The 13,280-nt window shown below is 49.0% G+C and carries 13 protein-coding genes; 11 read left to right on the top strand and 2 right to left on the bottom strand.

What is annotated here, in order from left to right; all coding sequences use genetic code 11:
* The first annotated feature begins 42 nt into the window (after positions 1-42).
* The 5 genes from AC1TPC_RS19785 to AC1TPC_RS19805 all read left to right on the top strand — a co-directional run bounded on the left by AC1TPC_RS19785 (position 43) and on the right by AC1TPC_RS19805 (position 6,467).
* Positions 43-1,152 (top strand): substrate-binding domain-containing protein, encoded by a 1,110-nt coding sequence (locus AC1TPC_RS19785; protein WP_482068517.1) that lies wholly within the window; start codon positions 43-45, stop codon positions 1,150-1,152.
* Positions 1,153-1,316: 164 nt separating this feature from the next.
* Positions 1,317-2,012 (top strand): L-ribulose-5-phosphate 4-epimerase, encoded by a 696-nt coding sequence (gene araD / locus AC1TPC_RS19790; RefSeq protein ID WP_482068518.1) that lies wholly within the window; start codon positions 1,317-1,319, stop codon positions 2,010-2,012.
* 13 nt (positions 2,013-2,025) lie between these two features.
* A complete protein-coding gene (locus AC1TPC_RS19795; RefSeq protein ID WP_482068519.1) occupies positions 2,026-3,696 on the top strand; it encodes a ribulokinase in 1,671 nt (556 codons plus the stop codon).
* A 373-nt stretch (positions 3,697-4,069) separates the two neighbouring features.
* On the top strand, positions 4,070-5,335 hold the full coding sequence (locus AC1TPC_RS19800) for an FxLYD domain-containing protein (RefSeq protein ID WP_482068520.1): 1,266 nt from the start codon (positions 4,070-4,072) through the stop codon (positions 5,333-5,335).
* A 13-nt stretch (positions 5,336-5,348) separates the two neighbouring features.
* Positions 5,349-6,467 (top strand): S1C family serine protease, encoded by a 1,119-nt coding sequence (locus tag AC1TPC_RS19805; protein WP_482068521.1) that lies wholly within the window; start codon positions 5,349-5,351, stop codon positions 6,465-6,467.
* 92 nt (positions 6,468-6,559) lie between these two features.
* Here AC1TPC_RS19805 and AC1TPC_RS19810 read toward each other — a convergent pair whose 3' ends face one another.
* On the bottom strand, positions 6,560-7,336 hold the full coding sequence (locus AC1TPC_RS19810) for a hypothetical protein (protein WP_482068522.1): 777 nt from the start codon (positions 7,334-7,336) through the stop codon (positions 6,560-6,562).
* Between the two features lie 432 nt (positions 7,337-7,768).
* Between AC1TPC_RS19810 and AC1TPC_RS19815 the strand changes: the two genes are divergently transcribed.
* Positions 7,769-7,954: a hypothetical protein gene (locus AC1TPC_RS19815; protein ID WP_482068523.1), complete on the top strand. Its 186-nt coding sequence runs from the start codon at positions 7,769-7,771 to the stop codon at positions 7,952-7,954.
* Between the two features lie 941 nt (positions 7,955-8,895).
* On the opposite strand, the gene AC1TPC_RS19820 is transcribed toward AC1TPC_RS19815, so the two are convergent.
* On the bottom strand, positions 8,896-9,507 hold the full coding sequence (locus AC1TPC_RS19820; protein ID WP_482068524.1) for a superoxide dismutase: 612 nt from the start codon (positions 9,505-9,507) through the stop codon (positions 8,896-8,898).
* Positions 9,508-9,861: 354 nt separating this feature from the next.
* On the opposite strand from AC1TPC_RS19820, the gene AC1TPC_RS19825 reads away from it, so the two are divergent.
* From AC1TPC_RS19825 to queG, 5 genes are all read left to right on the top strand, one after another.
* Entirely contained in the window at positions 9,862-10,284 is a 423-nt protein-coding gene (locus AC1TPC_RS19825) for a GNAT family N-acetyltransferase (protein WP_482068525.1), read from the top strand.
* 112 nt (positions 10,285-10,396) lie between these two features.
* Positions 10,397-10,954 (top strand): DUF402 domain-containing protein, encoded by a 558-nt coding sequence (locus AC1TPC_RS19830; protein ID WP_482068526.1) that lies wholly within the window; start codon positions 10,397-10,399, stop codon positions 10,952-10,954.
* Positions 10,951-11,544: a signal peptidase I gene (gene lepB / locus AC1TPC_RS19835; RefSeq protein ID WP_482068527.1), complete on the top strand. Its 594-nt coding sequence runs from the start codon at positions 10,951-10,953 to the stop codon at positions 11,542-11,544. The genes AC1TPC_RS19830 and lepB overlap by 4 nt, the downstream gene beginning before the upstream one ends.
* Positions 11,545-11,673: 129 nt before the next feature.
* The gene (gene rnhA / locus AC1TPC_RS19840; RefSeq protein WP_169085967.1) at positions 11,674-12,108 is read left to right on the top strand and encodes a ribonuclease HI; all 435 of its coding nucleotides are present in this window, start codon (positions 11,674-11,676) and stop codon (positions 12,106-12,108) included.
* A gap of 3 nt (positions 12,109-12,111) precedes the next feature.
* Entirely contained in the window at positions 12,112-13,263 is a 1,152-nt protein-coding gene (gene queG / locus AC1TPC_RS19845; protein WP_482068528.1) for a tRNA epoxyqueuosine(34) reductase QueG, read from the top strand.
* Positions 13,264-13,280: the final 17 nt, after the last annotated feature.

Raw genomic sequence — 13,280 nt, forward strand, 5'->3', positions numbered from 1 at the left:
TGATATACTACTGGCATACAACTAACGGAGCTGAGGTGTGAAGTGAAGGAACAGCAAACGCCCAAATATATGCAATTAAAGCAGCAAATTTTATCCTGGATCGTCACGGCGCAGTTTAAGCCGCATGATAAGCTGCCATCGGAGAACGAGATTAGCAAGCAGTTCGAAATGAGCCGCCAAACCGTCCGGCAGGCGCTAGGCGATTTGGAGCAGGAGGGGTGGCTCTATCGCGCCCAAGGGAAAGGAACGTTCGTATCCGACCAGTCGGCGCCGGAGCGGAAGAATTCGTCGCAAGGGATGACGATCGGGATGATTACGACGCATATATCGGATTATATATTCCCTACTATTGTTAGGGGTGTTGAGTCGAGCCTGCGCGCGGTTGGCGCAAGATTGCTGCTCGCAAGCACCGATAATGAAAAGGAGAAAGAGAAGGACAGCTTGGAGTCGATGCTTCGCGAGCCGCTGACCGGACTGATTATCGAGCCGACGAAGAGTGCTGAGGGAAATCCGAACTTCAATTATTTTTTGGCGCTGGATGCGCTCAAAATTCCTTATATTATGCTCAATGAGCGTTACAGCGACGTGGATGCGCCATGCCTCCGGGTTGACGATGAGCTGGGGGGCTACCGCGCGGCAGAGCATCTCATTAAGCTTGGTCATACGCGTATCGCCGGATTTTTCAAAACCGATGATTTTCAAGGCGTTCACCGGATGCGCGGCTTTCTAAGAGCCCATCGTGAGCAGGGATTGACGGTTCCGCCGGATTATTTGCTTCGCTACTCTACGGAGGAGAAGCAAGACAAACCGGCGCAGGCGCTGTCCGCGCTGCTTCAGCGTGAGCAGGAGCAGCGCCCGACCGCTATTATTTGCTACAATGACGAGCTTGCCGTAAGGATGCTCGATGTCGTGCGGCAAATCGGCCTTGCAGTGCCAGAGCATTTATCAATCGTTGGTTTTGATGACTCGAACCTGGCAACCGCTACAGAGGTGAAGCTGACGACCATTTCCCACCCGAAAACCGAAATGGGAGCAGACGCCGTCGTCATGCTGCTCGGCATGGTGGAGAAGCAGCAGCGTCGCCAGTCGATGGACAAGGTTTATGATCCGCAGCTCGTAATCCGTGAATCGACGCAGCCTCCCAAAAGCTAATCCTGCGCTGACCGTTACAACTGAGGCTATTCATCAACAAAAAAACACGTGACACACTTGTACGTACAACATATAATAAAAACAGAGCTATTCAATTGTGATGTCCGTATAAGTGAAAATGGGCAGGCGCATGAATGCTAGTTTGAAGGGAGTGTACAATTCTCATGTTGGAAACGTTGAAGCATGCGGTTTGGGAAGCGAATATGGATCTTCCGAAATACGGATTAGTCACATTTACTTGGGGGAACGTAAGCGGCATAGATAGGGAGTCCGGCTATGCAGTCATTAAGCCGAGCGGTGTCCCTTATGAGGAGTTAAAAGCAGAGCAAATGGTTGTTGTGGATTTGGAGGGCAACGTTGTTGAAGGCAGCCTCCGCCCTTCCTCGGATACGGCAACGCATGTGTTATTGTATAAAGCATTTCCAGCGATTGGCGGAATCGTTCATACACATTCGCCTTGGGCGACAAGCTGGGCGCAAGCGGGACGCGCCATTCCAGCGCTTGGCACGACGCATGGCGACTATTTCTACGGCGAGGTGCCTTGCACGCGCGCAATGACGGAAGCGGAAATCAAAGGCGCCTATGAGCTGGAGACAGGCAACGTGATCGTCGAAACGTTCGAGACAAACAACATCGATCCGAATCAAGTACCCTCGGTGCTAGTCAATAGCCATGCGCCATTTTGTTGGGGCAAGGACCCGCATAATGCGGTCCATAATGCAGTTGTGCTTGAGGAAGTGGCAAAAATGGCGCTTCACACGTTCGAGCTTAACCAGAGCGTACAGCCGATGGATCAAGCGTTGTTAGACCGTCACTATTTGCGGAAGCATGGAGCAAACGCCTACTACGGCCAAAAATAGGAGGACTCGGATAATGAGCAAAAAATATGCAATTGGCGTGGATTACGGAACGCAATCGGGACGCGCGGTTCTTGTTGATCTCTCTAACGGCGCAGAGTTAGCGGAGCACGTTACGCCTTATACTCATCATGTCATTGACGAGAAGCTTCCTGTCTCAGGCATTAAGCTGGAGCATGACTGGGCGCTTCAGCATCCGCTTGATTATATAGAAGTGCTGGAATTGTCCGTTCCTGCTGTAATGAAGGAATCCGGCATTGATCCTGCCGACGTTATCGGCCTAAGTATCGACTTTACGGCTTGCACCATGCTTCCAATCGATGCAGCGGGAGAGCCGCTCTGCACGCAGGATGCCTATAAGGATAATCCGCATAGCTGGGTGAAGCTGTGGAAGCATCATGCTGCCCAAGACGAGGCTAATCTTATTAACGAGATGGCTGCGCAGCGCGGTGAGAAATGGGTGCCGCGTTACGGCGGCAAGATTTCATCCGAGTGGATGATGGCCAAAGCTTGGCAAATTTTGAATGAAGCGCCCGAGATCTATGAAACGGCGGACAAATTCGTTGAAGCTACAGACTGGGTTATCGGCCAATTGACCGGCAATATCGTGCGCAATAGCTGTACTGCCGGCTACAAGGGAATGTGGCATAAGCAAGAAGGCTATCCGAGCAAGGAATTTTTCAAAGCGCTTGATCCGCGCCTTGAGAGCTTGACGGAGACGAAGCTGCGCGGCAAGGTCGTTCCTTTGGGGTCGAAGGCCGGCGAATTGCTTCCTGCTATCGCTTACCGCATCGGACTTGCGCCAGGCACTGCGATTGCAGTCGGCAACGTGGACGCGCATGCGGCCGTTCCGGGCGTTGGCGTAGTAACGCCAGGCAAGCTGGTTATGGCGATGGGAACATCGATCTGCCATATGCTGCTCGGCACGGAGGAGAAGGAAGTGGAAGGCATGTGCGGCGTCGTTGAGGACGGCATCATTCCAGGCTACTTCGGCTATGAAGCGGGACAATCGGCGGTTGGCGATATTTTTGAATGGTTCGTAGAGGAATCCGTACCTGCCTATGTGCTGCATGAAGCGGAGCAGGCTGGCGAGAATGTCCATGTTTACCTCACTCGCAAAGCAAGCGAGCTGAACGTTGGAGAATCCGGCTTGCTGGCGCTTGATTGGTGGAACGGCAACCGTTCGGTATTGGTCGATACGGATCTGACGGGTACGATTGTAGGCTTGACCTTGCTGACGAAGCCATGGGAAATCTACCGTTCCCTGCTTGAAGCAACGGCGTTCGGCACGCGCAAAATCGTCGATGCGTTCCACAGCAACGGCGTAGAAGTCAATGAGCTGTACGCATGCGGCGGCTTGCCGCAGAAAAACGCGCTGCTCATGCAAATTTATGCGGATGTCACGAATCGCGAAATTAAGGTTGCAGCATCGAAGCAGACGCCTGCTCTTGGCGCAGCGATGTTCGGAGCGGTAGCGGCCGGCGCGGCGAAGGGCGGCTTTGACAGCATCGTCGATGCAGCCCAGAAGATGGCTCGCGTGCGCGAGGAAACGTTCAAGCCGATTCCGGCGAACGTTGCGGTATACGAGAAGCTGTATGCGGAATACAATCTGCTTCATGATTACTATGGCCGCGGTTCAAACGACGTGATGAAGCGCCTTAAGGCAATTAAAGAAGAGCAGGCGTAAGCCGCCTTCTTCATCGCTTTCTTTCAAGCTAATAGCAGCTCCAAACTAGGCAACGATCCCTGAAAGGGGCTGTCTTGGAGACGCTGGTGGCACAACGATTGAATCATTTATATGCTTCTATTGCTTCGGAGAATGAGCGCATCATTTGAGTTATCCCGAAGATGAAGACGGCAGCGAGAATTGGATAGCAATCATTAGCGACATCGAAAATAATCCATGTTAATAAATGCAGCTTCTCTGGTCAAAAACCATGAGGGGCTGTCTTTATTTGGTTAACTAAATTTTCCACTAAATTAAATGGAGATTACTTACTATTTCATATAGAATAGATAGATGTGTAAAGAGAGAATCATGTGCTGGGAGATGAACGGAAGTGTATTGCCATCATTGCGGAAAGAAGCGGACAGACGATGCCATCTATTGCAGCCAGTGTGGCAGACTGCTCGCAATGGAAGTTGAAGCGACAGCGGCAGTTTATGAGAATCAGACTATCGTTTTATCGGAGACAGCCGTTTCTATAGAGACTTCATATGAGAGAGAATTAGCGGGCATGCAATCAAGCTTGCCTAGTGCTGGAAGGAGCAGGAACACTAAACGATCGATTTTGGCATGGTTAGTGCCCATTATGCTTGCGATTGTTACGGCGGGTTCTCTGTTTGGCTATTATCTCTATCAATCAGGAATTAATGATAGAGTAGTCCAGCTGCATGCTAAGGCGAAGGAGGAGGCGCTTGCGGGTAAGTATGCGGAAGCGCAGGCGCTGCTTAAGGAAGCGCTGACCGTTCGTCCTGGCTTTGCTGCGGCGATGAAGGATGCAGAGGTAGTTGATCATGTTGCTGCTCTGTCCCAGTCTATTGCGGCAGTAGGCAAGCAGATTGAGGAGCAGAAGCTTTCAGAGGCAGAGGAGTCGTTAGAGCCGCTTAAGAGTGAGCTGAAGGGTCATTCTGAGCCAATCTATGCCAAGGTGAAGGCGCAGCTGGGTGATTGTAAGGTGCAGCTTGAACTGATGAAGCTGACGGAAGAGCTGGTTGATTTGAACACGGTGGATGAGCTTGCTGCAAAGCTTAATGTGGCGAATCATTTAGAGGGTGACGAAGCCTCGGCCGTACAGGAGCAGATCTTGGCGAAAATCGTAGAAATCAGCTTCAAGGAAGCGGAAGCTCTCCTTAAGACCAAGCATTACTCGGACGCCTTAGAAGTAACGGACAAGGCACTGGAATACGCCAAGGACAACGAGCAGCTAGCGGCGCTTGAGAAAGAGATCAATAAAGCGCAATCCGATTATGAGAAAACGGAGCAGCAGCGGTTAGAGCATGCGATGCAGCAAGCGGCAGCAGAGGATTTGAAAAACCATACAGCAGCTGTAGAGGTCATTCAGATTGATTCAACGCTTGATGAATTTGGCGACCTTACGATTACAGCGGAGCTGAAAAACGCAGCTACGAGGCCTATTTATTCGATTACCGTGAAGTTTAAAGTTTATGATGCGTCAGGTGTAGAAGTAGGCTCGGGCACGGCAGTAGCCGAACCTGATTACGTCGATGCAGGCGAGAAAATGAGCTTCACCAGTACCATTTACGGTATAAATGTTGAAAATACGACCGTTGTCGTTGATCACGCGACTTGGTATTTGGATTAAAGGGGGCGATGAGATGAGTAGACGAGCATGGATCAGCGCCATCGCATCAACCCTGATTGTATGCGGAGGCATGGCTGCCGCCTGGGGTATTCATACCGAAGTGCCTAAGCAGCTTGCAGGCAAGCCGCTGCTTGCCGTTGCGGCAGAAAAAAAGACTAAGACGCTCAAGGACATCATTTTCGAGACGCAAAAGCTTGTCGTGATGATCGAGACGGAAGATGGCGATCAAGGCTCAGGCTTCCTCTATAATTTGGAGGGCGATCTGATTACGAACGCGCATGTCGTAGCCGGCTCAAACAAGGTGAAAATTAAAACGGCGGATGCGCGCGAGCTGGACGGTGAGGTTATTGGCATAAGCACGGAGACCGATATTGCCGTCGTCCGCGTAACCGCTCTGGCAGGCACGGAGCCGCTGCAGGTTGTTCGTGATGAGAAGGCGGAGGTAGGCGACGAGGTGCTTGCTGTAGGCAGTCCGCTTGGTTTTCAAAATACGGTTACGACCGGTATTATTAGCGGCTTAGGCAGAAGCTTTGAGATTGAACCGTATTTGTACTCCAATTTATACCAAATCTCTGCCCCGATTGCTCCCGGCAACAGTGGAGGACCGCTCGTTGATCGTAAGACAGGCGAGGTGCTCGGCATCAACTCAGCTGGCTATGAACAAGGCTCAATTGGCTTTAGTATTCCAATAGCGAATGTCATTGAGATTGCAGATGGCTGGTCGAAGGAGCCGATGGCGGAGCTTCCTGAGCTTGAGCAATCAGAGGAATCGGCTGATTTGGAGGACAATGCTTCGGTAGAAGAGTTCGCGGGTTATCTCGTTACGCATTTCTACGACAGTCTGAACAATGCTGATTACGTCTATGCGTACTCGCTGCTTGGCGGCAACTGGAAGGAAGGCACCAGCTACGAGAAGTTCAGGGAGGGTTACCTCGGAACGCTTAACGTCGTAATTGATAATATGCATGTCTATGACAGCAAGAAAGAGAAGGCAACCGTTATTGCGGTCATTTCAGTGGACGAGCGGGTTGACGGTAAAAACGTGCTAAGCAAATACCAAGTTACCTATGAGGTAGGCTACGAAAATGATCAACTGAAGCTTATTAGCGGCAAAGGGAAGGCGATTAAGTAAGAGGCTGATTATGGGCTGTGCAAAAGAGAAAGAGCTAGAAAAACCGTCCGGGGGTAACGGTATTCTCTAGCTCTTTATTTTGATGTTTCGTTTTAGATTTCTTCTGATGGGTTGAAACCTTCGTTTTGGTCAGAAATTTCAGATTCGTTATCTTCCTCGCGCGGGAAAGGTCTAAAAATGAGCTCGAGAGCGACAGAGTCATTGCGCTGAACAGGGAAGCTTAGCAGCGTTGCTGGAATAATGCGTCCATTCAACAGCAGGCGATAGCTAATATTGCCGCCAATCGGAATGCCGCTAACGGAAACGATTTGCCCGTTAAAGTTGAAACGTACAACGCCGGTTGCAGCAAGCGCTTGATAAATTGACAAGCCCGGACGGAAAGGTACGCGATACGCTTGTGTTACATACGGGAATGCTCTTCCTCCATTAATGACGACCGTTACAGAAGCTTGCGGCCCCGGAGGGAATGGGAACGGTATCGGAAATGGAATAGGGAACGGGAAAGGGAACGGCCCTGGCGGGAAAGGGAACGGCCCTGGCGGGAAAGGCCCCGGCCCTGGCGGGAAAGGCCCCGACCCTGGCGGGAAAGGCCCCGGCCCCGGCGGGAAAGGCCCCGGCCCCGGCGGGAAAGGCCCCGGCCCTGGCGGGAACGGCCCTGGCCCTGGCGGGAAAGGCCCCGGCCCAGTCCCTGGCGGGAAGCCACCTGGGCCTCCCGGTCCTCCCGGTCCTCCCGGTCCTCCAGGTCCGCCGCCTGGCGAAGGCATCGGCATGATCATGCGTGGTCCGCCGCAGCCGCAGTCGCTGCCGGCTTGTGCGTATTGCCGCGGATCTGCGAGAAATTGTGGCTCATTAGAGTAAGTATAGTCCATGCAAGCACTCAGTCTCCTTCACGAAACAGTTTAGGCATATATCCTTCTGTATCGTATGCGGCATACGCCCATGCGGTGTTCGCAAGTTTTGGAGGGGGAGAGATATGCAAAAGTGCTGCCTCGATGATGCAACCGGAAAACGCGACCTTGTCAGAATAGAAAAATATACATAAACAAAACTAGTTTTCAGAACGGTCAGTGGATTATGGACAGGGCAACCTACCATATCTATGGTAAAGGATTTTTTTTGTGCTCGGATTTAATAATCACGAAGTATTATGAAGATTCCGAGAACATTATTGTAACGCTAGTGTCCTGATATGTTTTGTAAGCAAGAAGGAATTCATTAAGATTCCTTCTTGCACTATTTTTTTCAATATTAATTAGTCCATGAGTTATTGGAATTCTATTTTATCGGAGGTAATGAGGATAATGGAAAAAAAAATTAAAGCTTATAAATTTTCTATGTTAATGTCTATTGTATGTATTATTTTATCAGGAGTTAACTATTTAGCTTTCAAAGTGCCTGTAGTTGGAGTAGCGTTTATTGTAGTTACAATTACGCTCATTATTACTTTTTTTTGTTATAAAATGGAAACAAAAAACATCAATAAATAACAGTGTGAAACACTCGCGTTGCATAAACCTTGACACTCTATGTTTCTGAAAATTAAGAAAACGTATTTCAGACAGCAAACCCAAAAGGTCGAACGCCTCTTAAAGGTAGCTCTTTCCATTTAAATAAATTATGTAAATTTGTTCACATGAGTAATTAACCGAATGATTTGGAGACTATCTGCTCGTTTCTCTTCGTCGCCTCGTATTTATCTTGCCGGGTTTCAGACACCCGATCTGTGAACGTTCTCGTACATATTGGCGCTAACCATTTACCAAACGAAGAAAATAGCTTATGCTTGTCCATGAGATTGATCCTTATCAGTGGATTATGGACAGGGCTACCTACCATATCTATTGTAAAGGATTTTTTTATATGCAATTTTCGATAAAACAGAAAGTTATGAAGAATCAGATAACATTAATGCAACGCTAGTGAAAAATAACAGGAAAACCTCCATCTAATTTTGTAAAGAAAGGGAAGTTTGATCATTTAACTGGAAAATCTCCCGCTAAATAGAGCACTTTCACCGCAACTGGGCCATTATGAAAAGATTAACAGGAAAAATTCCTTCTAATTCCCTTTTTCGCCTAAAATCATTCGAATTAACGGGAGTTTTTCCCGTTAATCATGCTGCCGGTTGCCTGGGAGCTATAGCTACGGCTGAAGTTCCATCTGCCCCTTCGCAAAGCTGCGCTGGTGCTTGTCATGTGAGCGCAGAGACTCAAAACGACCACGTTGTCAGTACGTGAATCCGAAAACAAGAAGGAAAAGCTGGCAAACGATTTTTTCAAAACTAAAAACAAACAAAACAAAACGAGCCATAGAATCGCTTCTAAGGCTCGTTTTGCATATAGGGAATCATATAAGAACCCTAAATTATTTAGTTTATTTCCATAACACTACTCAATTAATGAGTCATCGTCTGTTAGGAAAAACGCTATTATTTTACTGCTGCTTCGTAACGTTTGCTAACTTCATCCCAGTTAACTACGTTCCAGAACGCTGCGATGTAATCAGGGCGTTTGTTTTGGTAGTTCAGGTAGTAAGCGTGCTCCCAAACATCAAGACCAAGAATTGGCGTTTCGCCTTCCATGATCGGGCTGTCTTGGTTCGGCAAGCTGTATACTTTCAATTTGCCGTTTGCAACTGCCAGGAATGCCCAGCCGCTGCCGAAACGAGTTGTAGCTGCTTTAGCGAAATCAGCTTTGAAAGTGTCAAAGCCGCCAAGCTCGCTGTCGATTGCTGCTGCAAGAGCGCCAGTAGGTGCTCCGCCTGCGTTTGGAGCGATTGTTTCCCAGAACAAGCTGTGGTTGGCATGTCCGCCGCCGTTGTTGCGAACAGCAGTGCGGATTGCTTCAGGAACGCTAGCAAGATCGGAGATCAAATCTTCGATTGATTTGCTTTGCAATTCTGGAGCGGACTCCAAAGCAGCGTTAAGGTTAGTCACGTATGCGTTATGGTGACGGCCGTGGTGAATTTCCATTGTAGTCGCATCGATATGCGGCTCAAGAGCGTTGTGCGCGTACGGCAAAGCAGGTAGTTGATGTGCCATTTTTTACAGCCTCCTAATTATATGTAGTTATCCAAATCCATTATCCCTTATCCGATTGAATAAATCAACATTATTGTTTCAAAAGTCGTAAGAGTTAGGAAGTAAAAACATACCTGCAATAGGGTAACACCATTCTGCAAAAATTATGCAAAATAGTCGTTAAGAAACGTATCCGTTTACACAAAAACCGATTAAATCGATGTAAGCGCTTAATATTAAGCGTTTTCAGGAGAAAATCGATGATTTGTTTAATTTTTTTAAGGAATATTAAAGATAGAAGCAGGATTTCGTTAAAATTTGTCGTAATATATTCTAAATGCAGTACTATGACATGGTATAGAAGGTGTAATTTTAATGAATGTTCGTTCCTTCCAGTTGTCCGATTACCGACCAATTACAGCACTTCTCGAGGATGTTCTTACAGAAGAGTGCTACGAACAAACGATGGAGGCTTTTGCCCGCCAGTTGTCATGGGATAGTGATTTAGTTCTTGTCGCTGTCGAAAATTCCGAAATTGTGGGCATGATTATCGGTACGATTGATAATAACAAAGGTTATTATTATCGAATTGCCGTCTCTCCTCTCCACCAAAGGAAAGGAATCGGTAGAACGCTTATCCAGGCATTGCGCCAGCGTTTCGAACAGCGCAATGTCACAAAGATACTAATAACCGCGGACGAGCATAATGAACCAGTTCTGCCGCTGTATGAATCAATGGGCTACGTTGCCAACGATTTTATCAGATCGTTTCAGAAATTGAGCATTGTTGCGGGTTAACGCTAACTTTACTGCATGTTAGATTGGACGCAGGGCATATCTGCATCGCCATTGCTTTTGGCGGTGAGATATGCTTTTCTTATTACTATATACTTTTTTCGAGGAGAACGGGATGGAACCATATCGGCACTGTGTCATCAAAAGCTTCAAACATAACGGTCACATTCACCGTACATGGCAGCAGAATTGGCTCGTTCCGGATGAGCTGCGTGCTGATGAGCATAAAGAGGAGTCCATGATCGTACTCATTAACCGCCAGACGCCGATTCAAGAGTCTGATGGTAAAGTATGGATCAGCCGCGTCCCCGCAGTTTCCTTTTTTATACCTAGGCAGTGGTTTAATATCGTCGCTTTGCTGGAGGAGGGAGGCGTTCGCTATTATTGCAATATTGCCTCGCCGCCTTATTTGCAAGGGGATGTGCTTACCTATATTGACTATGATTTGGATGTTATCCGGACGGTAGACGGCGAGAGGTTCGTTGTCGATCAGGATGAATATGAGATGCATAAAGCAGCCTATCACTATCCAAAAATGGTCGACGAAAAGGTGCATGAGGGGCTTGAAGCGCTTCTGCGGCGAATAGATCAAGGGAAGGCGCCTTTTCAGGATCAACACGCAACCCGCTATTACGAAGAATGGCGCAAACGCATGGATGAGGTGGAGCAATGAGCGAGATCAATCAGGACCATGAGCTCGAGGAGAACGATGCGGGCGCAGTTGAAAGCAATCGCACTTCATGGCTGGAAGAGCTGCTGGATTGGACCAAAACATTAGTTTTTGCTTTTGCCGTTGTGATGCTTCTGCATTTCTTTGTATTTAATCTCTCCAAAGTAGAGGGGCATTCGATGGAGCCGACGTTAACGGCGCATGAGTGGCTCTTTGTTAATAAATTCGTCTATTTGGTCGGCAAGCCGAAAATCGGGGATGTCGTTATTTTGAAGGAGCCGAACACAGGAGCAAAAGAAGAGAAGTATCTTGTGAAAAGGGTAGTAGGCGTACCGGGCGATCGTATCGAAGTTCAAAATCAACGACTTTATCGCAACGGCAACCTGGTGGACGAGCCGTATACAGATACATTGATTGAAGATATGAGCTATGGACCAGAGGTAATCGGCGAGGGACTGTATTTTGTTATGGGGGATAATCGTCATGCAAGAGCCAGTCTGGACAGCAGAACTTTTCATGCAGTGCCGGAAGATCTGATACGGGGCAGAGCCGATTGTATTTTGTGGCCATACAAGGAAATAAGAGGGCTGTAGCGGGGTGCGATCGAAGCAGGTTTGCTTTGCAAACCTAGGCACACGCTTACGAAGTAGGTTTGCTTTGCAAACCTAGGCACACGCTTACGAAGTAGGTTTGCTTCGCAAACCTTTAAGGAGGGGTCGACAATGAAGGACGTTATCATCTATACAGACGGTGCTTGCTCCGGCAACCCGGGTCCGGGCGGCTGGGGAGCGGTGCTGTTTTTTGGCGTTCATCAGAAGGAGATTTCGGGGGGCGAGAAGCATTCGACGAATAATCGCATGGAAATACAGGCGGTAATCGAAGGTTTGAAGCTGCTGAAGGAGCCCTGTCAGGTAAAGGTTTATAGCGATTCGGCATATGTCGTGAATTGCTTCCAGAAGGGCTGGATCAACGGCTGGCTGCGCAACGGGTGGAAGAACAGCAAGAAGGAGCCCGTAGAGAACCAAGAGCTGTGGAAAGCGCTATGGGAGCTAATGCAAAGACATAAAGTAGAATACGTGAAGGTAAAAGGCCATAGCGATAACGAATGGAATAATCGCTGTGACGAGCTGGCTCGTGCAGCTATTAAACGGTTATAGCTTATGGCGAATAGATGGGCAAAGCTGAAGGAAGAAATGTTAGAGGCGGCACCAAGCCTAGGCATCGACAAAATAGGAATCGCCTCTGCGGACCCCTTTGTTTCATTAAAACAAATTTTGCTTAGGCATCGCGAGCTTGGGAGAGAATCCGGCTTTGAGGAGCCGGACATTGAGAAGCGAACGAATCCGGCGCTGCTGTTCGATAAACCGCAGTCGATCATTGCGATCGCAATCGCTTATCCCTCGAAGCTGAAGGACCCTCCCAAATCGGAGCCGGGAGCAAGGCGGGGCATTATGTCGCGCTCGGCTTGGGGAGACGATTATCATAAGGTGCTTCGGAATCGGCTTGCCAAGCTGGAGGCATGGCTGAGAGAGCGTGTGCCGGACTTCCGCGCAGAAAGCATGGTCGATACTGGAGCTTTGTCCGATCGCGCAGTAGCAGAGCGGGCTGGCATAGGCTGGAGTGCGAAAAACTGCTCCATCATATCGCCGGAGCTAGGCTCGTGGATCTATTTGGGCGAGATGATCACGAATGTGCCGTTCGAGCCGGATGAACCGATTACGGAAAGCTGCGGCTCCTGCACCAAATGCATTGACGCATGCCCGACGGACGCTTTAGTTGGGCCAGGACAATTGAATGCCAGCAGGTGTATCTCCTTCGTGACGCAAACAAAGGGAATGGTATCGGACGAGTTTATGCGCAAAATCGGAAATCGGCTGTATGGCTGCGATACATGCCAGACCGTCTGTCCGATAAACCGAGGCAAAAACTGGACGCATCAGCCTGAGCTACAGCCCGACAACGAGCTTGCAAAGCCGCTGCTGGTTCCATTGCTTACGATAGGAAACAAAGAGTTTCAAGCGAGATACGGCAGCACCTCCTCGGCATGGCGCGGCAAAAAGCCGATCCAGCGCAATGCTGTGATTGCGCTTGGCAACTTCAAAGAGGCAAGCGCGGTGCCTGATTTGATTCGGGTGCTTGAGCAGGATACGCGGCCGGTGCTTCGCGGTACCGCAGCATGGGCGCTAGCGCGAATCGGCGGGAAGCAGGCTGAGGAGGCTTTGCTTGCAGCTTCTAGCAAAGAGAGCGACGAGGAAGCGCTGCATGCGATAGCAAATGCGCTTGCACAAATCAACAAAGAGACCGAGAAGTAAACGGAAGCAGGTGGAGT

The organism is Paenibacillus sp. Y280 (assembly GCF_056786335.1).

Coding starts and splice junctions, on each gene's coding strand:
- queG (WP_482068528.1), top strand. CDS start 12,112: ATGGCGAATAGATGGGCAAAGCTGAAGGAAGAAATGTTAGAGGCGGCA.
- AC1TPC_RS19805 (WP_482068521.1), top strand. CDS start 5,349: ATGAGTAGACGAGCATGGATCAGCGCCATCGCATCAACCCTGATTGTA.
- AC1TPC_RS19795 (WP_482068519.1), top strand. CDS start 2,026: ATGAGCAAAAAATATGCAATTGGCGTGGATTACGGAACGCAATCGGGA.
- AC1TPC_RS19810 (WP_482068522.1), bottom strand. CDS start 7,336: ATGGACTATACTTACTCTAATGAGCCACAATTTCTCGCAGATCCGCGG.
- AC1TPC_RS19830 (WP_482068526.1), top strand. CDS start 10,397: ATGGAACCATATCGGCACTGTGTCATCAAAAGCTTCAAACATAACGGT.
- AC1TPC_RS19820 (WP_482068524.1), bottom strand. CDS start 9,507: ATGGCACATCAACTACCTGCTTTGCCGTACGCGCACAACGCTCTTGAG.
- lepB (WP_482068527.1), top strand. CDS start 10,951: ATGAGCGAGATCAATCAGGACCATGAGCTCGAGGAGAACGATGCGGGC.
- AC1TPC_RS19825 (WP_482068525.1), top strand. CDS start 9,862: ATGAATGTTCGTTCCTTCCAGTTGTCCGATTACCGACCAATTACAGCA.
- rnhA (WP_169085967.1), top strand. CDS start 11,674: ATGAAGGACGTTATCATCTATACAGACGGTGCTTGCTCCGGCAACCCG.
- araD (WP_482068518.1), top strand. CDS start 1,317: ATGTTGGAAACGTTGAAGCATGCGGTTTGGGAAGCGAATATGGATCTT.
- AC1TPC_RS19815 (WP_482068523.1), top strand. CDS start 7,769: ATGGAAAAAAAAATTAAAGCTTATAAATTTTCTATGTTAATGTCTATT.